17 protein-coding genes and 1 tRNA gene are annotated in these 20,765 nt (G+C 73.4%); 9 read left to right on the plus strand and 9 right to left on the minus strand.

The window, feature by feature from the left end:
• Positions 1-81 precede the first annotated feature (81 nt).
• Together LPU61_RS11655 and LPU61_RS11660 are read left to right on the plus strand one after the other, a co-directional pair.
• Positions 82-2,160, plus strand: coding sequence for an NACHT domain-containing NTPase (locus tag LPU61_RS11655; RefSeq protein WP_229404896.1), 2,079 nt, complete (start codon positions 82-84; stop codon positions 2,158-2,160).
• A gap of 112 nt (positions 2,161-2,272) precedes the next feature.
• Positions 2,273-3,313 carry a hypothetical protein gene (locus LPU61_RS11660; RefSeq protein ID WP_229404897.1) on the plus strand — a complete coding sequence of 347 codons (1,041 nt, stop codon included), beginning with the start codon at positions 2,273-2,275 and terminating at the stop codon, positions 3,311-3,313.
• A gap of 72 nt (positions 3,314-3,385) precedes the next feature.
• Here the strand turns inward: LPU61_RS11660 and LPU61_RS11665 are convergent.
• Positions 3,386-3,472, minus strand: a tRNA-Ser gene (locus LPU61_RS11665).
• 75 nt (positions 3,473-3,547) lie between these two features.
• On the opposite strand from LPU61_RS11665, the gene deoD reads away from it, so the two are divergent.
• A complete protein-coding gene (gene deoD / locus LPU61_RS11670) occupies positions 3,548-4,255 on the plus strand; it encodes a purine-nucleoside phosphorylase (RefSeq protein WP_229404898.1) in 708 nt (235 codons plus the stop codon).
• Between the two features lie 124 nt (positions 4,256-4,379).
• Here the strand turns inward: deoD and LPU61_RS11675 are convergent, their stop codons facing one another.
• The 4 genes from LPU61_RS11675 to LPU61_RS11690 form a co-directional block, all read right to left on the minus strand.
• A complete protein-coding gene (locus LPU61_RS11675; RefSeq protein ID WP_308102564.1) occupies positions 4,380-4,880 on the minus strand; it encodes a nucleoside deaminase in 501 nt (166 codons plus the stop codon).
• Positions 4,881-5,085: 205 nt separating this feature from the next.
• The gene (locus tag LPU61_RS11680; RefSeq protein WP_043964862.1) at positions 5,086-5,616 is read right to left on the minus strand and encodes a tRNA adenosine deaminase-associated protein; all 531 of its coding nucleotides are present in this window, start codon (positions 5,614-5,616) and stop codon (positions 5,086-5,088) included.
• Between the two features lie 137 nt (positions 5,617-5,753).
• Positions 5,754-5,921 carry a hypothetical protein gene (locus tag LPU61_RS11685; protein ID WP_176734415.1) on the minus strand — a complete coding sequence of 56 codons (168 nt, stop codon included), beginning with the start codon at positions 5,919-5,921 and terminating at the stop codon, positions 5,754-5,756.
• Between the two features lie 112 nt (positions 5,922-6,033).
• Positions 6,034-6,429, minus strand: coding sequence for a hypothetical protein (locus tag LPU61_RS11690; RefSeq protein WP_199486083.1), 396 nt, complete (start codon positions 6,427-6,429; stop codon positions 6,034-6,036).
• Positions 6,430-6,662: 233 nt separating this feature from the next.
• On the opposite strand from LPU61_RS11690, the gene LPU61_RS11695 reads away from it, so the two are divergent.
• The 3 genes from LPU61_RS11695 (at position 6,663) to LPU61_RS11705 (ending at position 11,600) form a co-directional block, all read left to right on the plus strand.
• The gene (locus LPU61_RS11695) at positions 6,663-7,307 is read left to right on the plus strand and encodes a M23 family metallopeptidase (protein WP_374199652.1); all 645 of its coding nucleotides are present in this window, start codon (positions 6,663-6,665) and stop codon (positions 7,305-7,307) included.
• A 230-nt stretch (positions 7,308-7,537) separates the two neighbouring features.
• Complete coding sequence (locus tag LPU61_RS11700) at positions 7,538-10,459, plus strand: glycosyl hydrolase (protein ID WP_305071901.1); 2,922 nt, start codon at positions 7,538-7,540, stop codon at positions 10,457-10,459.
• A gap of 76 nt (positions 10,460-10,535) precedes the next feature.
• On the plus strand, positions 10,536-11,600 hold the full coding sequence (locus tag LPU61_RS11705) for a PHP domain-containing protein (RefSeq protein WP_043964859.1): 1,065 nt from the start codon (positions 10,536-10,538) through the stop codon (positions 11,598-11,600).
• Positions 11,601-11,631: 31 nt separating this feature from the next.
• Here LPU61_RS11705 and LPU61_RS11710 read toward each other — a convergent pair whose 3' ends face one another.
• The gene (locus LPU61_RS11710) at positions 11,632-12,603 is read right to left on the minus strand and encodes a DMT family transporter (protein ID WP_043964858.1); all 972 of its coding nucleotides are present in this window, start codon (positions 12,601-12,603) and stop codon (positions 11,632-11,634) included.
• Between the two features lie 115 nt (positions 12,604-12,718).
• On the opposite strand from LPU61_RS11710, the gene LPU61_RS11715 reads away from it, so the two are divergent.
• Both LPU61_RS11715 and LPU61_RS11720 read left to right on the plus strand, forming a co-directional pair.
• The gene (locus LPU61_RS11715; protein ID WP_144420312.1) at positions 12,719-13,318 is read left to right on the plus strand and encodes a Uma2 family endonuclease; all 600 of its coding nucleotides are present in this window, start codon (positions 12,719-12,721) and stop codon (positions 13,316-13,318) included.
• 52 nt (positions 13,319-13,370) lie between these two features.
• Positions 13,371-15,041: a DUF885 domain-containing protein gene (locus LPU61_RS11720; protein WP_229404901.1), complete on the plus strand. Its 1,671-nt coding sequence runs from the start codon at positions 13,371-13,373 to the stop codon at positions 15,039-15,041.
• 63 nt (positions 15,042-15,104) lie between these two features.
• On the opposite strand, the gene LPU61_RS11725 is transcribed toward LPU61_RS11720, so the two are convergent.
• The gene (locus LPU61_RS11725) at positions 15,105-16,775 is read right to left on the minus strand and encodes a DUF6114 domain-containing protein (protein ID WP_043966357.1); all 1,671 of its coding nucleotides are present in this window, start codon (positions 16,773-16,775) and stop codon (positions 15,105-15,107) included.
• A gap of 82 nt (positions 16,776-16,857) precedes the next feature.
• Positions 16,858-17,400: a DUF6230 family protein gene (locus LPU61_RS11730; protein ID WP_043966355.1), complete on the minus strand. Its 543-nt coding sequence runs from the start codon at positions 17,398-17,400 to the stop codon at positions 16,858-16,860.
• A 607-nt stretch (positions 17,401-18,007) separates the two neighbouring features.
• Here LPU61_RS11730 and LPU61_RS11735 point away from each other — a divergent pair.
• Positions 18,008-19,831, plus strand: a complete 1,824-nt coding sequence (locus LPU61_RS11735; protein WP_043964853.1) for a VanW family protein — start codon at positions 18,008-18,010, stop codon at positions 19,829-19,831.
• Between the two features lie 99 nt (positions 19,832-19,930).
• Here LPU61_RS11735 and LPU61_RS11740 read toward each other — a convergent pair whose 3' ends face one another.
• A complete protein-coding gene (locus LPU61_RS11740; RefSeq protein ID WP_229404902.1) occupies positions 19,931-20,557 on the minus strand; it encodes an NADPH-dependent F420 reductase in 627 nt (208 codons plus the stop codon).
• Positions 20,558-20,765: the final 208 nt, after the last annotated feature.

The following is a 20,765-nucleotide window of genomic DNA, read 5'->3' on the forward strand; positions in this document are numbered from 1 at the left end:
CTCCATCGTCCGCAGGCGGCCTGACCGGCGCGTACCCGATCATGGGTTGTGCGGACGCGGGCTGGACGGTAGAGACGACGCATGCGTCGGGTAACCACGGTCGTCCTCTCGGTGGTCTGCGTGACCCTGCTGGGCGTCGTCACCAACGTCGCCACCGGGGCGCTGCCCGACGGGTGGACGCCGCACCTGTGGCTCGCCTGGCCGGCGCTCGCCGTGGTGGTCGTGGCGGTGATGGTGGTCGAGATCCGGCGGGCCCGCGAGTCCGCTCCGGTGACCGGCGTGGCCGCCGCGCACGCCCGCCGGGTCCTGCTCGACCGGGTACGCCGGTACTGGATCAGCAGCGTGCTGGACCGTTCCCTGCACCAGGAGGCCCGGATCCAGCTCGGCGTCACCGCGTCGGCCGACGACCGGCGGTACCCGTGGACGCTGCGGGCCACCCACCGCGACGGCTTCACCGGCGTCCTCGACCAGGGCGCGTCCGTGGCCGGCCTCTTCGAGCGGCTCGACCGCGCCGTGGTGATCCTCGGTGCGCCCGGCTCCGGCAAGACGACCACCCTGCTGGAGCTCGCCCGGGAACTGGTCGACGCGGCCGGACGCGACCCGGACGCCCCCATCCCGGTGGTGCTGAACCTGTCGTCGTGGGCCACCCGACGCCTGCCGCTGGAGCAGTGGCTCGCCGCCGAGCTGACCGAGCGCTACGGCATCCCGTCCCGGCAGGCGACCGCGTGGATCGAGGCCGGTGCGGTCCTGCCCCTGCTCGACGGCCTCGACGAGGTCGTCGCGGCCCGCCGCGACGAGTGCGCGGCGGCGATCGCCGTGTTCCACGCCCGGCAGCCGCTCACCCCGCTCGCGGTCTGCTGCCGCGAGTCGGAATACCGGGAGCTCCGCGCCGGCCTGCCCGTCTACGGCACGGTGACGATCCAGCCGCTGACCCGGCCGCAGATCGAGCGGTACCTGGACCGCTCCGGGCCCGCCCTCGCCGGCCTGCGGGCCGCCCTCGCCGCTGACGAGGGCCTGTGGGAGTTCACCGGGTCGCCCCTGCTGCTCGCCATCATGGGCCTGGCCTACGCCGACGGTCCCGGCCCGACCGACGGCCCCGGCGGTCGCCGCACCCGCCTCTTCGCCCGGTACGTCGAGACGATGCTGCGGCACCGCCCGCACCCGGCGTACCGGCCGGAGCAGGCCGTCCAGTATCTGACGGTGCTCGGCCACCAGTTGCGGAAGCGGCAGCAGACCATCTTCGTGCTGGACCTGGTCGCCCCGACCTGGTCGCCGTTCTGGGCCGGGCGCAGCGCCGACCTGCTCAGCCGGGCGCTGGCCGGCGTCGCCGTGGGCGGGGTGGTCACCCTGCTCGGGGCTGCCCTGATCGGTTGGCCCGGCCTCGTGGTGGGGCTGGCAGCCGCGACGCTGACCCTGCTCGCCCTGGTCCGCGACGAGTACGACGACCTCGAACTGATCGCCTCCCGGGAACGCCGGCCGGAGGATCGGCGGCCCATGCGGGTCAACTGGGTGACCGACACCGCCGACGAGCTACGCGACGTGGCCGGCAACGTCGGCGTCGGGTGGGCGGCCGTGGCCGCGGCCCTCCTGGTCGGGCTGGCCTTCGGCCTCACCGACGGGCTGCGCGGCTGGCCGGGCCTGCTCGCCGACTTCGCGCACTGGTTCGGGATGCTGCTGGCCACCCTGCTCGCCCTGGCCTTCACCCGCGCCATGCTGTTCGACCTCTACCTGATCGGCCCGCCCGGCGGCGCGCCGCGCCGCGAGATCCCGAGCCCCGCCCTGCGGCAGCGGCTCCGCTTCGCCGCGACCGGCGCGCCGTTGCTGGGCGTCGTCACCGGCGCCCTCGGCGGGCTGCCCGTCGGCCTGGCCCGTACCGGTGCCGACGGCCTCCGGTACGGGGCGGTCGTCGGAGCGTTCGCCGCGTCGTACCTGCTGGTGGCCGTCGCGCTCGGGCCGCTCACCGAGCAGTGGCTGGTCCGCCGGCGGCTCGCCCGCGACGGCGTCGTGCCCCGCCCGCTGCGGCCGTTCCTCGACTACGCCGTGCAGTGCCTGTTCCTGCGGGACGTCGGCGACGGCTACATCTTCGTCCACCGGGAGTTGCTGGAGTTCTTCGCCGACCGGCTGACGAAGTCCGACGCCCAGATGCTCTCCCGCCCGTGAGATCGGATTGCGGATAACAGAGCCGCGGATCTCGGACAGCAGCGCATCTTCCTCTGCGGCATCGTCTCGGTGTCGGCGTCGTTCCGACGTCGACGATCACGCCGAGGAGCAGATGTTGCTGACCATCGCCAAGAATCCGATTCCGGACCTGAGCGTCACGGGCGCGCTCGACCCCTATGCCGAGCAGATCGAGCAGGCGTTCGGCCAGTATCAGCAGACGACCGGTGAGGAATTGGCGGAACACGAACGACAGGCCATCCTGGCGCAGCTCATCGCCTGGTCCGGCCCCGCGGGCAAGGAGTCCTTCCCCTCCTGGCCGCAGGCCGTGCGGGCGGCGCAGATGCGGGTGAAGACCGGCGGCTTCCTGGGTGAGAAGAACACGACCATCGTGCAGTCCCGCAACGAGGGCCTGTTCAAGATGGCGATGGGCAGCGTCAACTGGGCCAACTGCGGTAAGACGGCGGAGAACATTCTGGCCGAGCTGAGGAAGAAGCACCCCACCTGCGCCGACGGCATCGAAGCGGGGACGCGGGAGAAGGTCGGCTCGGGTGCCGGGAAGGATTTGCTGAAGCTGCTCCGGAAGGTGCCGCAGGAGGGGCAGATCCTGCTCCTCGACTGTTCGTTCCCGTCCGTGCACACCTTCCTGTTGGAAGTCCACCCGAACGGCAACCGCTACCTGTGCCAGGGCTACCAGGGCACCTACTACGCGAGCTGGTGGACGGGGAAGGACGAGGGGGGTCTGCTCGTCGGCGAGCAGCAGGACAAGAAGATCAGCAACGAGGACCGGGAGCGGCTGCGCCGGACGCGTGACGACTGGGGACTCGGCCGGTCCGTGAACCCCAACCGCTACGACGACACGGTCGTCCTGCTGGCAAAGGCGTTCGACGAGGCGGCCCTGCCGGACATCGGCGAGGGCGAGTACGACGGCATCGAGGTCGAGAAGCTGCGTCGGCAGGAGACCGCCGCGTGGGAGGTCTTCGCCAAGTTCTGGCCGGAGCTGCCGTTCTGCCCCGTGCAGCGCGAGACGGACAGCATCGCCAAGCGCACCCAGCGCCCCGAGATCGAGATCACCACGATCCTGGTGCCGGACGTCACCGCGAACGCGGGCACGTCGGTGACCGTCCCCGTGGTGCCCAACTCGATCAAGGGCTGACCCGAGCGGAGCGGAATGCGGAACGCCCGGCTGGTCCTCTTGGACCGACCGGGCGTTCTCGCTTGTCACGAGCGGTGGCGGCGGGATTTGAACCCGCGGAGGGCGTAAACCCTCACACGCTTTCGAGGCGTGCTCCTTAGGCCACTCGGACACGCCACCGCCGACGAGGGTACAGGACACCGGGACCGGATGCCGAACCGGTATCCCCCCGGTCGGCCTGGCAGGATCTTTGCCATGAGTACGCACATCGGCGCGAAGCCGGGAGAGATCGCCGAGCGGGTCCTGATGCCGGGCGACCCGCTGCGGGCCAAGTGGATCGCGGAGACCTACCTCGAGGACGCCAGGTGCTACTCGACGGTCCGGGGCATGCTGGGCTTCACCGGCCGCTGGAACGGGGTGGAGGTGTCCGTCCAGGGCTCGGGCATGGGCATGCCGTCCGCCTCGATCTACGCCCACGAGCTGATCAACGAGTACGGCGTGAAGACCCTGATCCGGGTCGGCTCCTGCGGGGCGCTGACCAAGGAACTGAAGCTGCGGGACGTGGTGGCCGCCATCGGCTCGTCCACCGACTCCAACATGAACCGGATGCGCTTCGCCGGGCTGATCGACTACGCCCCGGTCGCCGACTTCGGGCTGCTGCGTACGTCGGTCGAGGTGGCCGAGCGGCGCGGCATCACCATGCGGGTGGGCCCGATCCTGGCGGCGGACGCCTTCTACACCGACCGGCCGGACCTCTACGACAGCCTCGCCGACTACGGCGTCCTGGCGGTGGAGATGGAGTCGGCGGCGCTCTACACGATCGCCGCGCGGTTCCGCGCCCGCGCGCTGACCCTCCTCACCGTCAGCGACCACATCAAGACCGGCGAGAAGACCACGTCGGAGGAGCGCGAGCAGACGTTCTCCCAGATGGTCGAGATCGGCTTGGACACGGCGATCGCCTGACGCCCGGCCCGGTGATCCCACCGGAAGATCGTGCTCGATCGGGGATCGAGTGGCATCGAGGCATCGCCGAGGCCACTGCATCCCGGATCGAGCACGATCTCGCCCGGGTCAGCCCGTTACCGGGTCAGCGGAAGAAGGCGCGCAGGACGGCGGAGTTCTCCGCCTCCAGCACCCCGCCGTAGACCTCGGGGCGGTGGTTGAGCCGCCGGTCGCGCAGGACGTCCCAGAGCGAGCCGGCGGCCCCGGTCTTGGGCTCCCAGGCCCCGAAGACGACGGCCGCGACGCGGGCGAGCACGATGGCCCCGGCGCACATCGTGCAGGGTTCCAGCGTCACCACGAGGGTGCAGTCGTCCAGCCGCCACCGGCCCAGGCGTTCGGCGGCCCGGCGCAGCGCCAGCACCTCCGCGTGCGCGGTCGGGTCCCCGGTCAGCTCCCGCTCGTTGCGCCCGGCGGCCAGCTCGGTGCCGTCCGGGCCGTAGACGACGGCACCGACCGGCACGTCGTCGGCGACCTCACCAGGGCGGGCCGCGTCGACCGCCGCACCGACGCGAGCCACCCCGTCGGCCGACGCGTCGGCGCGGGCCGGAGCGGGGCCGGTGACCGCGACCTGGAGGGCGCGCCGCATCCACAGCTCGTGCCGCTGCCGACGGCCGGCTCCACCCAGGCCGGTCCCGCCCAGGCCCGCGCCGCCGAGATCCCCGCCGTCCGGGCCGGCAAGTCCCAGTTCGGCCAGGCCCTCGTCGGCGCCCGGCCCGAACCGCCGGACCGCGCCCGGGGTCGGCTGTCCCGGCCGTACGCCCTCCAGCGCCGGGTCGGTGGCGTCCGCCGGCTCAGACGCCACGCAGCTCCTCGACCTCGTCGGCGCAGCCGAGGACCTGGCACACCTCGGCGGTCACGTCGGCCGGGAGCATGCCCTCGTGGGCGCAGAGGCGCAGCAGCCGCTGCGCGGGGATGCCGAGGTCGGCGAGGAGGTCGGCGTCGCCGACCGGGTCCGCCTCCGGGTCGACGGCGGGCTGCTCGCTGTCGTCGTCGCCGGTGCCGGCGCTCGGCCGGGGCTCCTCGGTGTCGTCGAAGCCGGTGACCGACCCCTTGAGGTCGCCGACCAGCAGGGCGCCGAGCCGGGACTCCTCGGCGTACGCGGAGTCGGAGCCGAACACCCGCAGGTCCTCGCCCTCGTCGAGGCGCAGGATGACCAGGTAGGCGTCGTCGGCCTCGACGAAGAGCAGCGACAGGTCGGCGTCGGGCTCGACGTCCCGCAGCCGGTCGGCGACCTCGTCGACGTCGGTGGCCCCGCGCAGGTTCACCTCTGCGGCGGTCCAGCCGCCTCCGTCGCGCACCACGGCGGCAGCGAAGTACGACACGGTTCCCCCAAGTTTGCCTCGGCACAGCACGCCGACTCGTTACGCGTGCACGTTAACCGGTCGGGTCGGCAGGCGACCGGTCAACGCCCCGAAGGGCCGGTCATTCCTGTGGAAAGTGCGGCGGGCGGCCGGGGCCGTCAGCCCGCGACCCGGCGTCGGGTGGCGATGAGCTGCCGCAGCCGTTCGGTGCGCGCGCGTTGGGGCCGTTCCCGCTCGCGTCCCGCTCTGGCCCCCGCCAGCTCGGCGAGGATCTGGAGGCGGCGGCGGCTCCGCTCGGGGTCGAGCCGCGGGGTGGTCCAGGCCATACCGCCGAGAGTGCGCCGTCGAAGCGGGTACGTCAAGACGGGATTCGGTGCGCAGCCGGCTGGCGACCGAGGGTGGCAGCGCGGGCCGGCCGGTCCCGCCGCGCGGGGCCCGTCACCACAGGGGCCAGTCGCCCGTCGTCGCCCAGGTCACGGCCACCACGGCGGCGGCGACGCTCCAGCCGCCGGCGGTGACGATCGCGACGCCGGTGGCGACGCCGCGGTCGCCGTGGCGGGCCAGCGCCAGGGCGGCCAGCCAGGCCAGCCCGCCGGCGACGACCGTCCACCAGGCGTACGTGGGGACGTCGCGGCCGAGGAGGGCGAACAGCACGAGCCACGCGGCGGTGACGGCCGCCCCGGAGGCGACCGCCGACCCGGTCACCGGGTGCGGTTCGCGCCAGGTGGGCCGCGACGGCGGCCCGGAGGGGAAGAGCCCCGACGGGGTACGCGAGCCGGGGTGGGCCGGCTGCTCCGGGTCGGCCCAGTCGGGGTGGGCCGGCTGCCAGGTCATCACCGCACTCCGTCCGCCGGTTGCCGCAGGGCGCGGGGTGGACACCCCGGACCGTACCCTCCCCACCGTATCGGTTCTGTCAGGATGGGCGGATGTCCTCGCGCTTCCCGCGTCGGCGTCGCCCGCGCGCGGCGTACCCGGTTCTGCTGCTGCTCGCGCCGGTGCTGGCCGCCGGCTGCGGCGCGCCGCCGCCGAACCGGACGCCCGGGGCCGGCTGGGTGGCACCGACCGGGATGGTCACCGGCGGGCAGCCGGCCGGGACGCCGGTCGGCCCGTCGGCGCCGCCGGTCACCCCGGCTGCGAGCACCCGGCCGGCGGCGTCGCCCAGCCCGACCCGCACCGGCCTGCGGCACGTCTTCCCGGTGCGCGCGGGCAACGTCGCCTACCACCCGACCCACTCCGCCTATCCGGGGACGGACATCTTCGCCGACTGCGGCGAGCCGGTGGTGGCGGTGACCGACGGGACGGTCCTGGAAGTGAGCCGGGTGGACCGGTTCGACAAGCGGGGGCCGCTGGGTCCCTACAACGGCGGCCTGTCGGTGTCGCTGCTGGGCGACGACGGGGTGCGCTACTACGGCTCGCACCTGAGCGCGATCGCCGACGGGATCGACGCCGGCACGCGGGTGCGGGCCGGGAAGCAGCTCGGCCGGGTGGGCCGCACGGGCAACGCCAACAACGTCTGCCACCTGCACTTCGGGCTCTCCCCGCAGTGTTCGGGCCGGGGCGACTGGTGGATCCGGCGCGGGGTGGTCTGGCCGGCCCGCTATCTCGACTCGTGGCGGCGGGGCGGCAACCGGGAGCCGGCCGCCGAGGTCGCCGCGTGGCGTCGGGAGCACGGTTGCCCGAAGGCCCCGAAGAGCGGCGGCGGAGGCGGCTGACGGTCCGCACGGGAGGCTCGGCCCGGGGCGGCTGAGCGGGGCGTGGGAGCGGGACCAGGGACGGTCCAATCGCGACATCCCGGCTCAACCGGTCGCACACATTGACGGACGTCTCGAACACCGGTTAACGTCCCGGCATGAGAGAGCGCTCTCACAGGTAACGAACCTCCCCAATCCCGACCAAGCGCCGACGCCGGCCGGTCCGGCGCACCCGCGCGATGGAGGAACCCGTGACACCTCCCACACCACACCGCCGCCGCCTCTGGGCCCTCGTCTCGTCCACCGTCCTCGCCCTCGCCACCGGCGGCCTCGCCGTGGCCGTCAACACGGCCCCCGCCCAGGCCGCGTCCGTCGGGGCGGGCAGTTACACCACCACGCCCGTCGGCCCGCTGCCCTCCGGCTGCGGGCAGCTCTCCACCAACCCCCGGCAGCACGTCACCGCCGACGCCCCCGCCGGTGCCGTGCCCACCAACGACTGGTGGTCGTCGCTGCTGTGGAAGCGCACCGACTGCGCCTACAGCGAGCCGCTGCACGCCCACCCGCTGTCCTACGACACGTTCACCGACGGCCTGGGCTTCTCGGCCAACTCGACCCCGGCGATCAGCGGCACGGCCACCGGCGTCGGCGAGTTCCACTACCCGTACACGCAGGACATCCGCGTCGGCGTCGCCGGGCTCGCCGCGCCGACGGTGAAGGTCGCCGGCTGGACCGACTGGACCGTCACCCCGTACTGGAGCGACGGCGCGCGTACCCTGCGCGCCACCATCGGCCACGGCCTGCCGTTCGCCTACTTCCAGGCCACCGGCGGCGACGCCGTCGTCAACGCCAACAGCACCCCGACCGTCTGGTCCAACAGCGGCGCCACCATCGGCTTCACCGTCGCCGGCCACGACTACGTCGCGTACGCGCCGAGCGGCGCGAGCTGGACGGTCAGCGGGGGCCGGATCTCGTCCACCCTCGCGGGCAAGGGCTACTTCTCCGTCGCCCTGCTGCCCACCACCGCCGGCAGCACCGCCGCCGAGCGCACCAGCCTCGCCACCACCTACGGCCGGTACGCGCACGCCCACGTCACCGGCACCCGCGTCTCGTACGCGTACGACCAGGCGGCCAGCCGCCTGACCACCACGTACGCGTTCACCACCACGCCCCGGGAGGGCACCGCCACGCAGACCGTGGTGAGCCTCTACCCGCACCAGTGGAGGGCGCTGACCGGCTCCACGCCGATCGCCCAGACGTACCCGTCGGCGCGCGGCCGGATGAAGGTCCTCACCGGCGTCACCCAGTTCCGCACCGCGATGACCTACCACGGGGTGCTGCCCGAGCTGCCGGCCGTGGGCGACGGCTCCGGTGCCGACCTGGCCACCCTGCGCGACCAGCTCGCCGCCGTGCGGGGCAACCCGATGGACCAGCGCGGTGGCGACACGTACTGGACGGGCAAGGGCCTCGGCCGGGCCGCCCGGATCGCCGAGGTGGCCGACCTCGTCGACGACACCACCACCCGCGACAGCGCGCTGAACGCCATCCGGAGCACCCTCACCGACTGGTTCACCGCCTCGCCGGGCAAGACGGCGAAGGTCTTCTACTACGACCAGAACTGGGGCACCCTGATCGGCTACCCGGCCTCCTACGGGTCCGACCAGGAACTCAACGACCACCACTTCCACTACGGCTACTTCATCGCCGCGGCGGCCACCCTGGCCAAGTTCGACCCGCAGTGGGCCACCGACGCCCGCTACGGCGGCATGGTGGACCTGCTCATCCGCGACGCCGACAACTACGACCGCGCCGACACCCGGTTCCCGTACCTGCGGGACTTCGACATCTACGCCGGCCACGACTGGGCCTCCGGGCACGGCTCGTTCGGGGCGGGCAACAACCAGGAGTCCTCGTCGGAGGGGATGAACTTCGCCAACGCCCTGATCCAGTGGGGTCAGGCCACCGGCGACACGGCCGTCCGCGACGCCGGCATCTTCCTCTACACGACGCAGGCGGCGGCGATCCAGGAATACTGGTTCGACCACGCCGACGAGAACTTCCCGGCCGGGTTCGAGCACTCGACGGTCGGCATGGTCTGGGGCGACGGCGGCGCGTACGCCACCTGGTTCAGCGCCGAGCCGGAGATGATCCAGGGCATCAACCTGCTGCCCGTCACCGGCGGCCACCTCTACCTCGGCTACGACCCCGCGTACGTGCGCACCAACTACGCCGAACTGGTGCGCAACAACAACGGGCAGCCGACGGTGTGGCAGGACATCCTCTGGCAGTTCCAGGCGCTCGGCGACCCCGCCACGGCGCTGTCGAACCTGCGGGCCAACCCCGGGTACACGCCGGAGGAGGGGGAGAGCCGCGCACACACCTTCCACTGGATCCGCAACCTCGCCGCGCTCGGCACGGTCGACACCACGGTCAGCGCGAACCACCCGCTGAGCGCCGTCTTCACCCGCAACGGGGCGCGGACGTACGTGGCGTCGAACATCACCGCCGCGCCCATCACGGTGCGGTTCTCCGACGGCACCACGCTCACCGTGGGGGCCGGGAAGACGGCCACCACCGGGGCGTACACGTGGAGCGGCGGTAACGCCGCCGGGGGCGTGCCGCCGACGGGCACCCCGAGCCCCACGCCGACCACCAGCCCGTCGCCGACGCCCACCAGCCCGAGCCCGTCGCCGACCGCCACGCCGCCGGCCAGCTCGCCGACGCGCTACCTGCTCGCCGGGGGCGGTTTCGGTGCGGCCGGCGGCGCGGGCACCACGACGGTGGCGGCGGCGAACGGCAACCACGACGGCACCCCGACCAACGCCCAGGTGTTCACCGCGACCGGCCTCAACCTCGCGTACGCCGGCGGGCAGACCGCGTTCGACCTGTTCCTCGACGCCGGCACCGCCGTCGGCAACGGGGTGCAGGTGCGGCTCTCCTACGACCTCACCGGCAACGGGAGCTGGGAACGGGTGGAGACCTACCGCTACTTCGCCACCGACCCGGTCCCCGGGTACGAGCACTACACCCAGGCCGCCGGGCTGCACTCCAGCAGCGGCACCCTCGGCAACCTCGCCAACGGCACCGTGAAGGTGGAGGTCTGGTCGGCGATCGGCGGCAGCCCCAGCACCCTCGGCCTCGGCAACCAGTCGGTCGTGAAGCTGCCGTACTCCTGACCGGTCCGCACTGACGCACCACCCCGCGCCGCCGGTCGTACCCCGACCGGCGGCGCGGGCGCGTAGGTTGCAGGGCATGACCGACCGGGACCCCATCGCCGACCTGCGCCGGATCGCGTTCCTGCTGGAGCGGGCCAACGAGGCGACCTACCGGGTGCGGGCGTTCCGGTCGGCGGCGGCGGCCCTGGCCGCGCTGCCGGCGGCGGAGCTGGCCGAGCGGGCCCGCTCCGGCAGGCTCACCGAGATGGCCGGCGTCGGCGACGTCACCGCCCGCTGCGTCGCCGAGTCGCTGGCCGGTGAGGAGCCGGTCTACCTGCGCCGGCTCGTCGCCACGGAGGGCACCGACCTGGACGCCGCGGCCACGGCGCTGCGCGAGGCGCTGCGCGGCGACTGCCACACCCACTCCGACTGGTCCGACGGCGGCTCGCCCATCGAGGAGATGGCGCTCGCGGCGGTCGAGCTGGGCCACGAGTACGTCGTGCTGACCGACCACTCGCCCCGGCTGAAGGTGGCCCGGGGGCTCACGGCGGACCGGCTGCGCCGCCAGCTCGACCACGTGGCGGCGGTGAACGAGGCGCTGCCCGAGGGGTTCCGCATCCTCACCGGCATCGAGGTCGACATCCTCGCCGACGGCTCGCTGGACCAGGAGGAGGAGCTGCTGGCCCGCCTCGACGTGGTCGTCGGCTCGGTGCACAGCGGGCTCAACGACGAGCGGGCCCGGATGACCCGGCGGATGCTGGCGGCGATCGCCAACCCGCACCTGGACATCCTGGGCCACTGCACCGGCCGGATGGTGTCGTCGCGCCCGGCCGGCGTGCGGGGGCCGGGCGACCGGGCGCACCGGCCGCGTACCCGGGCCGAGAGCGACTTCGACGCGGACGCCGTCTTCGCCGCGTGCGCCGAGCACGACGTGGCCGTCGAGATCAACTCGCGGCCGGAGCGGCAGGACCCGCCGAAGCGGCTGATCCGGCGGGCGCTGGAGGCGGGCTGCCGGTTCGCTATCGACACGGACGCGCACGCCCCCGGCCAGCTCGACTGGCAGCGGTTCGGCTGCGAGCGGGCGGCCCTGTGCGGCGTCCCCGCCGACCGGGTGGTCAACACCTGGCCGGCGGAGCGCCTCGTGGCGTGGGCCCGGGGCTGACCGGCCCGCGCCGAACCGGTGGGTGCCGGGATCAGCGGGCGGCGACCGGGGCGGCCGGCGGGGCGACGTCGACCGCGCGGGCCCGCCCGCGCCGGCCGAGCAGGCCCTGGGTCACCGCGACCCCGGCCAGCACGATCAGCGCGCCCACCGGCTGGTGCCAGGTGAGCCGCTCGTCGAGCGCCAGCGCCCCGATCAGCACGGCGAAGATCGGCACGAGGTAGGTCACCGTGGAGGCGGTGCTCGCCCCCGCCACCCGGATGTTGCGCAGGTTGATCACGAAGGCCAGGCCGGTGCCGAGCGCGCCCAGCGCGAGCACGCTGGCCAGCGCGCCGGGCGACAGGTCGGTGGGCAGCGGCGGCACGCCCGCCACCAGCGGGCCGACCACGGCGAGCTGCGCGGTCGCCAGCAGGAGCTGGGTCGCCGAGAGCGAGAGGCCGGAGTCGGCGCTGCCCGCGACGAACCGCTTCTGGTACGGGATGGCGAAGCCGTAGCAGGCCGCCGCGCCGAAGCACATGAGCTGACCGGTGAAGTGGGCCCCGCCGACGCCCGCCCAGACGCCGAGCACCACGAGCACCCCGGCGAAGCCGAGCCCCAGCCCGACCGCCTTGCGGGTGGTCAGCCGCTCGGTGCGGAACACCAGCACCGCCATCGGCAGCACGATCAGCGGCGTGGTGGCGTTCCAGATCCCGGCGAGCATCGACTCGATCCGCTGCTCGCCGTAGCCGAAGAGGGTGAACGGCACGGCCACGCCCAGCGCGGCGACCACGAACTGGTGGGCCCAGATCCGGGGCTCGCGGGGCAGCCGGTCGCGCAGCAGCGCGAGCGCGACGAGCAGGGTCAGCGCACCGGCGGCGACCCGGTAGAGGGTGAGGTGCAGCGGGTGCAGCTCGCGGACGCCGACCTTGATGAACAGGAAGCTGGCGCCCCAGATCGCGGCGAGCGCGAGGAAGCCGGGCAGCCAGCTGCGCAGCGCCGACCTGTCAGGGGTGGTATCGGGTGTCACCCCTGACACTCTGCCGCAGGGGTGCGACGGTGTCGCGCGGTTTCCGGCCACCGTGTCCACCACCACAGCAACGCCACGACGGCATCCTCGTTGATCACGGTCGGGGGTGACGCCGGTGCTGCCGTCGCAGGAGTTCGATCCGCTCGTGGAGCTGTCCGGGTGCTGGACGACCGCGCTCGCGGAGCGATACCTCCCCGTCAGGGAACTGGCCGGCGCCCGCCACGAGTGCGTCGCCGGTCGGCTGGTGATCAGTCCGTTCCTGCGGGCCAGCGAGAGCTTCGCGATGGTCAGCCTCGGCTGCCTGCTCGCCCCCGCCGCCGAGGCCGCCGGCCGGCACGTCCTCGGCCGGGTCAACCTGACCGTCAGCCCGGGCCTGTGGATCCAGCCGGACGTCACCGTGCTGCACACCTTGCCGGCGACGGACGAGGAGGACCGCTGGGTGCCGGCCGGCCACTGCGAACTCGCGGTGGAGGTCTCCTCCGACGACAATCCGGGGCCGGCCGCCGTGGACCGGCCGCGTCGCTGCGCCGAGGGCGGCGTGCCCTGGTTCATGCGGGTACGACTCACCCGTGATCCGGCGCGGGTCGACGTGCGGCTGCTCGCCCTGCACCGGCCCGGCGGCCCCGACACCGTCGCGCGGGCGGTCAGCGGGGAGCGGCTGCGGGCCGACGCGCCGTTCCCGATCGACTTCGACCCGGCCGAGCTGCTGCCCTGAACACGGCAATCACGCTCGACAACCGCCCGGCCCGGTCGCGTAGTGTCACCCCGTGGGACGAATCGATGACCTCGCCGACCGGTACGTCGCCGACTGGGCGCCGCTGAGCCCCGTCGGCGCGACCTACGTCGGCATCGCCGGACACGACGACCAGCTCGACGACCTGTCGCCGGAGGGCTACGCGGCCCGGGCGGAGCTGACCCGACGCACGCTGGCCGACCTCGACGTGACCGAGCCCGATTCCGAGTCGGAGCGGACGGCCAGGGAGGCCATGCAGGAGCGGCTCGGCCTGGACCTCGCCCGGTACGAGGCGGGTGAGACGACCAGCGAGGTCAACGTCATCGCCAGCGGGCTGCACGACATCCGCATGGTCTTCGACCTGATGCCCACCGAGGGCGAGGAGGCGCAGGCCAACATCGCGGCCCGGCTCAACCGGTTCGCGGGCACCCTGGAGGGCTACAAGACGACGCTGCGCGAGGCGGCCGGCGCGGGCCGGGTCAGCTCGAAGGCGCAGCTCGTCGAGGTCGCCAAGCAGTGCGACGTCTGGGCGGACCCGAGCGGCGACAACTTCTTCCACGGCCTGGTGGAGCGGCTCGGCGTCGACGGCACGCTCGGGGCGGAGCTGCGCCGGGGCGCGGCGGCGGCCACCGCCGCCACCGCCGGGTTCGGCCAGTTCCTGCGCGACGAACTGGCCCCGCTGGGGCGCGACAAGCAGGCCGCCGGCCGGGAGCGGTACGCGCTGGCCTCGCAGTACTTCCTCGGCGCGCGCGTCGACCTCGACGAGACGTACGCCTGGGGGTTCGCGGAGCTGGCCCGGCTGGAGGCCGACATGCGGACGGTGGCCGCGCGGATCGTCGGGCCGGGCGCGACGATCGACGAGGCCGTGGCCGCGCTGGACGCCGACCCGGCGCGCACCATCCAGGGCAAGGAGGCGTTCCGGGACTGGATGCAGGCGCTGGCCGACAAGGCGATCAGCGACCTGCACGGCACCCACTTCGACATCCCGGAGCAGGTGCGCCGCATCGAGTGCTGCCTCGCCCCGACCAGCGACGGCGCGATCTACTACACGGGCCCGAGCGAGGACTTCTCCCGGCCGGGGCGGATGTGGTGGGCGGTGCCGCAGGGCGTCACCGACTTCTCCACCTGGCGCGAGGTGACCACCGTCTACCACGAGGGCGTGCCGGGTCACCATCTCCAGGTCGCGCAGACCGCCGTCCGGGCCGACCTGCTCAACCGCTGGCAGCGGCTGCTGTGCTGGGTCTCCGGGCACGGCGAGGGCTGGGCGCTCTACTCCGAGCGGCTGATGGACGAGCTGGGCTACCTGGAGGACCCGGGCGACAAGCTCGGCATGCTCGACGGGCAGGCGTTCCGCGCCGCCCGGGTGATCGTCGACATCGGCATGCACCTGGAGCTGGAGATCCCGAAGGACAACCCGTTCGACTTCCACCCGGGCGAGCGGTGGACCCCGGAGCTGGGCTGGGAGTTCATGCGGGCGCACTGCCGGGTGCCCGACGAGAACCTGCGCTTCGAGCTGAACCGCTATCTGGGCTGGCCGGGGCAGGCCCCCTCGTACAAGGTCGGGGAGCGGATCTGGCTCCAGGCCCGGGAGGACGCGAAGGCCCGCAAGGGCGCCGACTTCGACCTGCGGGAGTTCCACCGGCAGGCGTTGGACCTGGGGGCGCTGGGCCTCGACCCGCTGCGCCGGGCGCTCGCCCGCCTCTGAGTTCCCGCACGGACGACGGCCGGGGCCCGGGGGTGTGGCCCCGGCCGTCGCGTCGGGGGCGGCTCAGGCGAGGTCGAGCTTCAGCGCCGGCTTTCCGGTGAGGACGTCGCACTGGACGTACGCGAGGTCGATCACCGGGTCGGTGAAGGTGATCGGGATCGGCGAGGTGATCGGGATGCCGTCGGGGAACGGCAGGTCGGGCGTGAGCGTGATCTTGATGCCGAGCAGCCGCCCGACGAACCGGGTGGCGTAGAACGCCACGTCGCCCTGGACGGTCAGCCGGTCCGTGACGTACCGCTGGCTCCGGCCGCCGGGGCCGTCAGCCAGGAGCTGGAAGTCGTCGGTGACGCTCTTGGCCATGCTGAACTTCAGCGTCTTGAGCGTGCCGTCGCCGGTCGGCAGGTCGACGATCCCCTCGAAGCGCAGCCCGGTCATGGTGACCTTCGAGCCGGTGAGCTTCGACGGCTTCGCCGCCACCCGGGGCTGGCCCGGCTCGGGGGCGATCCTGGGCAGCGGCTCGCCGGGCTCGACCTCGGCGGGCTCGGTGGGCTCGGGGGTGGCGCACCCGTCGCCGGGCTTGTCGGGGCTGGCCGACGCGGCCGGGGTCGGCTTCGCCGAAGCGGTCGGCCGGGCGGTGGCCGTCGGTGCGCCGGTGGTGGGCGCGGTGCCCGTCGGCTCCGGGCTCGCGGCCGGCTCGGCGTCGTCGTCGCCACCGGTGAACAGGTCGCCGATGCCGTCGATGATGTCGGTGAGCACGTTGCCCCCGGCGGTCTTCTCCGCACTCGGGCTGGGTGTGGGGCTGGGGCTCCTGCTGGCCGGGCGGGACGCCGACGGCTCGGGCTCGGCCGGGCGGGTGGCGGACGGGGTGGGGCACGGGGCGGCGGGGGCGGCCTGCACCGGGGCCTGGTCGCGCAGCGCCAGCGCCCCGGCGGCCGAGACGCTGAGCAGCACCAGGGTGATCGCCAGCAGCCTCGGGTCCCGGTGCGTTCCGCGCCGGCCCGGGCCGTCCTCGGCCGGCTGGGGCTGCGGGCGGCCGTCCGCCCCGACCCTCGGCAGCACCTGGGTGCTGTCGTCGCCCGAGCCGGCGGCCGGTGACTCCCGCAGCGGGGGTGCGGCGTCGGCGGGCAGCGCCTCGCGCAGCGGGTTGCGGGGCGGCGGCAGGGTGTCGGTGAGCGGGCCGGTGACGTCGTCGGGGTGCTGCGCGCGGGGCATCAGCTCGTCGACCAGCGCCGCCTCGCCGGCGCGGTCGGCGTCGGCGTCGGTCGGCCCCTCGGTCGCGGTTCCGGCCGGGCCCTCGACCGCGGTTCCGACCGGGCCGGACCCGGCCGGCGCGGCGGCCGGTCGACGGGCGGGCACCCAGGCGAAGCCGAGGGCGCTGCCGACCATGCCGAGCAGCAGGCCGACGAAGAAGCCGCCGAGGTTGACCCCGATGAGCGAGAACACGGCGGTCACCGCGCCGACGATCGCGTAGAACATCCGCTGCTGCGGGCTGAACCACATCAGCATCCCGCAGGCCACCAGGATCACCGGGATCAGCCAGGACAGGAAGCCGGTCGGCCCCATCTGGAAGCTCAGGCCGCTGAGGCTCATCTGGGTGGTGGAGAAGATCTCCAGCCCGGCCAGCGCGGTGAACAGGCCGCCCCAGAAGGGGCGGGCCCGACGCCAGCGGCGGAAGTTGCGCCACGCCTGACTGACCCGGCCCGGCTGGGCGTGCTGCGGGTTGGCGGTCGTCACGTACTCCTCCTGGCGGTGCTCACTGGTGACGAGGGAGGGCCGGGGCCCGTGGAGGGCACCCCCCACGGGCCCGGTGGCTGGCTCAGAAGCATTCCTTGGCGGCGGCACCCACGTTGACCTTGAGCTTCAGCCCGTTGAGGGTGAAGATCGCGGCGCTGGTGGAGCGGGCCACCTGCTCCAGGTCGGTGATGGTCACGCTGTCGGCGCTCTGGCCGAACGACTTCGCGGTGGCCCCCTCGTTGAGGTCGGTGGCGTCCCGGCCGATCTTGATGTTCTTGAACTCGGCGTCGCCGCCCAGGGAGTCCATGTCGATCAGCAGGCCCTTGGCGGTGGCCGGGTTGCCGCCGCCACCGGCGTTGATGGTGAGCACGATCGGCAGGTCGGGGATCTTCACCGACTGGCACAGGTCGTAGAGCTTGGCGTCCGCGATCTCGGACACCGCCACCGGGTGGGCGGTGCCGTCCTTCTCCTTGACGAACCCGCCGTACTGCTTGAAGCCGGTGCCCTCCAGCTTCGAGGCGCCGACCTTGAAGGTCTGGCCGGAGACGGCGAACGACGCCGCGATCGCGCCGTTGGCCATGCCGAAGACGATGGCACCGGCGACGGCGGTCGCGGGCACCATCATCGCGGCGAACCGCCGCCAACGGGTGCCGCCCTGCTCCAGACGGTCTTCCGAATCCTTCACGAGGTCCTCCTCGAACGGGGGTCACCGAGCGCGGGATCGCGGCTCGGGGGTGGGGGAAGCTGCGGTGGCTGCTGCGATCCGCTGGCCGGACGGTGCGCGCAGCGTGCGGATTGGATGCTGCCGCGAAGCGACCCAGGTCACAAGACCCTTGCTACCGGCGGGTAACTCGCCCGCGCCACCAAGATCGGTTATGGTCACCTTCGGTCAACGCCCGCCTCGACGCCCCACCGGACAAACCGGGCCGAGTGCGACAGGCGACGCGGCGAGACTCACGCGATGTAGCCGTGATACCCGCCGGTAACTTTTTGGTAACGGGAACCTGCCAGACCGCTGAGAGTGATCCATCGATCACCCCGACGGCGATACCGGTGTGGAAATCCCGCATGACCAGCCCGCGCAGCCCGACGGACAGCCGGTGCGCCGGACGCCGACACGCTGCCCGGACACGGCCGGGGACGCAGACTGCCGGACGGCCCCGCCGTTGGTTACCGTAGGTGTCTCCCGGGTGGGAGAGGCTCCCACGTGGTACGTACCGATCGAGGTTGCTGTGACTCTGTACGGCGAAACACGACCGCCCGCCGACGACCGGCCGACCGTCAAGGTGACCGCGGTGAGCTGGCCGGTCGACGAGCCGGACCCCGTCGCACCGGCAGCCACAGCGGCCACAACCGGCACCGGGCCGGCCCGCCGCAGCCGCCGACTGCGGGTCCTGCTCGCCGCCGGCGTCGGCACCGCCGTCCTGGCCACCGTCGGCGGGGTGGGCGCCTACGCGTACGCCGGCGACGTCCCGCGCGGCACGACCGTGCTCGGCACCGAGCTGGGCGGACGCAGCCGCACCGACGCGATCCGCGAGCTACGCGCGGAGCTGGAGCGGGCGGGCACCCCGAGCACCCCGCTGCGGGTGACGGTCGGCGAGAAGAGCCTGGAGTTCGCCCCCGCCGACGTGGGGCTCGCGGTGGACGTCGAAGCGACCGTGGACGCGGCGGCGAAGGCCCAGGCGCACCCGGTGAGCCGCCTCGTCGGCTCGCGCGCCGTCGCCCCGGTGGTGACCGTCGACGCCGCCCGGCTCGACGCGGCCCTGCGCAAGGCGGCCGGCGACCAGACCCGCGAGTGGACCGTGCCGGCCATCATCTTCACCGGCACCACCCCCAAGCCGGTACGCCCCAGGTCCGGCCTCGCGCTCGACCCGCAGCGCTCGGCCCAGGCGGTCCGCGACGGCTGGCTCTCCGGTCAGCCGGTGACCGTGCCGCTGGTGGAGAACACGCCGGCGACCAGCGCCGAGGAGGTCGACAAGCTCGTCGCCGAGCTGGCCCGCCCCGCCGTCGCCGCCCCCGTCACCCTCGACACCGACAAGGGTTCCGTCACCATCCCGCCCGCCGCCATCGCCCGGAGCCTGCGCTTCACCGCCGACGACGCCGGGAAGCTGACCCCCCGCGTCGACGTGAAGCGGCTGCGGGCCGCCCTCGGCGACAAGCTCGACGCCATCGAGACCGAGCCCCGCGACGCCCGGATGACGGTCACCGGGGGCAAGCCGAAGCCGGTCGACGGGCGACCCGGCCAGCAGCTCGACAGCGCCGCGCTCAGCCGCGACCTGCTCGCCGTCCTGCCCCGCACCGACGACCGGAAGGTCACCGGCCGGCTCAAGGAGACCCAGCCGAAACTGACCACCGAGAAGCTGGCCGGGCTGGGTATCGTCGAACGGGTCTCCCGGTTCACCACCCACTTCACCGGCGGCCTCTCCTCGCCCCGCAGCCAGAACATCGTCCAGATCGCCAAGGACGTCGACGGGACGGTCGTGCTGCCCGGCGAGACGTTCTCCCTCAACGGCCACACCGGCGAGCGCGGCTACGCCCAGGGCTACCGGGACGCCCCGGTGATCCTCGACGGCAAGCTCGTCCCCGGCGTGGGCGGGGGCACCTCCCAGTTCACGACCACCCTGTTCAACGCCACCTACTACGCGGGCCTGGAGGACGTCGAGCACAAGCCGCACTCCTACTGGTTCAGCCGGTACCCACCGGTCATCGAGTCGACGATCTTCTGGCCGAACCTCGACTTCAAGTTCCGCAACAACACGAAGTACGGCGTCCTCATCGACACCTCGACCACCGCCAGCTCGGTGACCGTGTCGATCTGGAGCACGAAGATCTACGACAGCGTCAAGACGGAGTACGGCCCCCGCCGGGACGTCACCAAGCCGAAGACCATCCACCTCAAGCCCGGCCCGTCGTGCATCCCCAGCAACGGCATCGACGGCTTCACCCAGGACGCCTTCCGGGTCATCAAGAAGGACGGCAAGGTGGTCAAGCGGGAGAAGTTCACCTGGCGGTACCTTGCCGAGCCCCGCTACGTCTGCGGCGGCCCCACCGACTGAGGTCCGCCGGGCCCCGGACACACCGATGCCCCGCCGGCACGTCGCCGGCGGGGCATCCCATTGGGTACGCGAAACACGCCCGGCCGCCCGGAAGGGCGCTCAGGGCCTCGCGTCGGCCAGTCCCTGGCGTACGCCGTCGGCGTCGCGGTCGGTGCCGTACACGGGCGTGTCCGGCTGCTGCCGCCAGCTCTCGTCGAGGGTGCCGGCGTCGACCGAGTCGAAGCCCAGGGCGTCCACCAGCTCCATCACGACGCGCTTGGCGTCGGCGTCGTCGCCGGCCACCGGCAGCCCGATCCGGTCGGCCGCGCCGGCCGGCCGGCCGTTGTCCATGAGGTGCTGGGCCTGGATGTTGTTGAACGCCTTCACCACCCGGGCGCCCTTGAGGTGCTCGGCCGTCCACCGGCTGGAGCTGAGGCTGCGGTCCAGCAGCTCGGCGATGTCGCCGTCCCGTTGGGGGTAGTAGTTGTCGGCGTCCACCACGATCCGGCCCTCGAAGAGTCGGGCCGGCAGCTCCGGCACCGCCCGCAGCGGGATGGCCACCACGACCACCTCGGCCTGGTCGGTGGCCTGCTCAAGGGTTCCCGCGGTCGCGCCGGTCTCCCGCGCCAGGTCCCCGAGGGACTCCGGTCCCCGTGAGTTGGTGACCGTCACCTCGTGGCCCAGGGCGCTCAGCCGACGGGTGAGGGTGCCACCGATGTGCCCCGACCCGATGATTCCGATCTTCATGACCACTCCTGCCTCCGCCTCCCGGCGGTCAGATCCGGTCGAACTGTGGGCAGGTACCCCGGCCGGAGCGTCCCAATAGCGCTGGAGGCGAACGCCACGTACGGGTTTCCGGCCACGGTCGCGGGGAACGCCGCCGACGGCGGGTCCCCGATCGACGCTACCGAGGCGGGCGGCACCGGTGGGAGTGTTCGACAAAATGGCCGCAGAC

It is taken from the genome of Micromonospora sp. NBRC 110038 (assembly GCF_020884815.1).
GTDB classification, from domain to species: Bacteria; Actinomycetota; Actinomycetes; order Mycobacteriales; family Micromonosporaceae; genus Micromonospora; species Micromonospora haikouensis.

Bases quoted from the DNA above. Each gene is read 5' to 3' on its own strand.
- LPU61_RS11730 (WP_043966355.1), bottom strand. From the start codon at position 17,400: ATGATGGTGCCCGCGACCGCCGTCGCCGGTGCCATCGTCTTCGGCATG.
- LPU61_RS11695 (WP_374199652.1), top strand. From the start codon at position 6,663: ATGGTCACCGGCGGGCAGCCGGCCGGGACGCCGGTCGGCCCGTCGGCG.
- LPU61_RS11685 (WP_176734415.1), bottom strand. From the start codon at position 5,921: ATGGCCTGGACCACCCCGCGGCTCGACCCCGAGCGGAGCCGCCGCCGC.
- LPU61_RS11655 (WP_229404896.1), top strand. From the start codon at position 82: ATGCGTCGGGTAACCACGGTCGTCCTCTCGGTGGTCTGCGTGACCCTG.
- LPU61_RS11690 (WP_199486083.1), bottom strand. From the start codon at position 6,429: ATGACCTGGCAGCCGGCCCACCCCGACTGGGCCGACCCGGAGCAGCCG.
- LPU61_RS11705 (WP_043964859.1), top strand. From the start codon at position 10,536: ATGACCGACCGGGACCCCATCGCCGACCTGCGCCGGATCGCGTTCCTG.
- LPU61_RS11740 (WP_229404902.1), bottom strand. From the start codon at position 20,557: ATGAAGATCGGAATCATCGGGTCGGGGCACATCGGTGGCACCCTCACC.
- LPU61_RS11675 (WP_308102564.1), bottom strand. From the start codon at position 4,880: ATGCGGCGCGCCCTCCAGGTCGCGGTCACCGGCCCCGCTCCGGCCCGC.
- LPU61_RS11660 (WP_229404897.1), top strand. From the start codon at position 2,273: ATGTTGCTGACCATCGCCAAGAATCCGATTCCGGACCTGAGCGTCACG.
- deoD (WP_229404898.1), top strand. From the start codon at position 3,548: ATGAGTACGCACATCGGCGCGAAGCCGGGAGAGATCGCCGAGCGGGTC.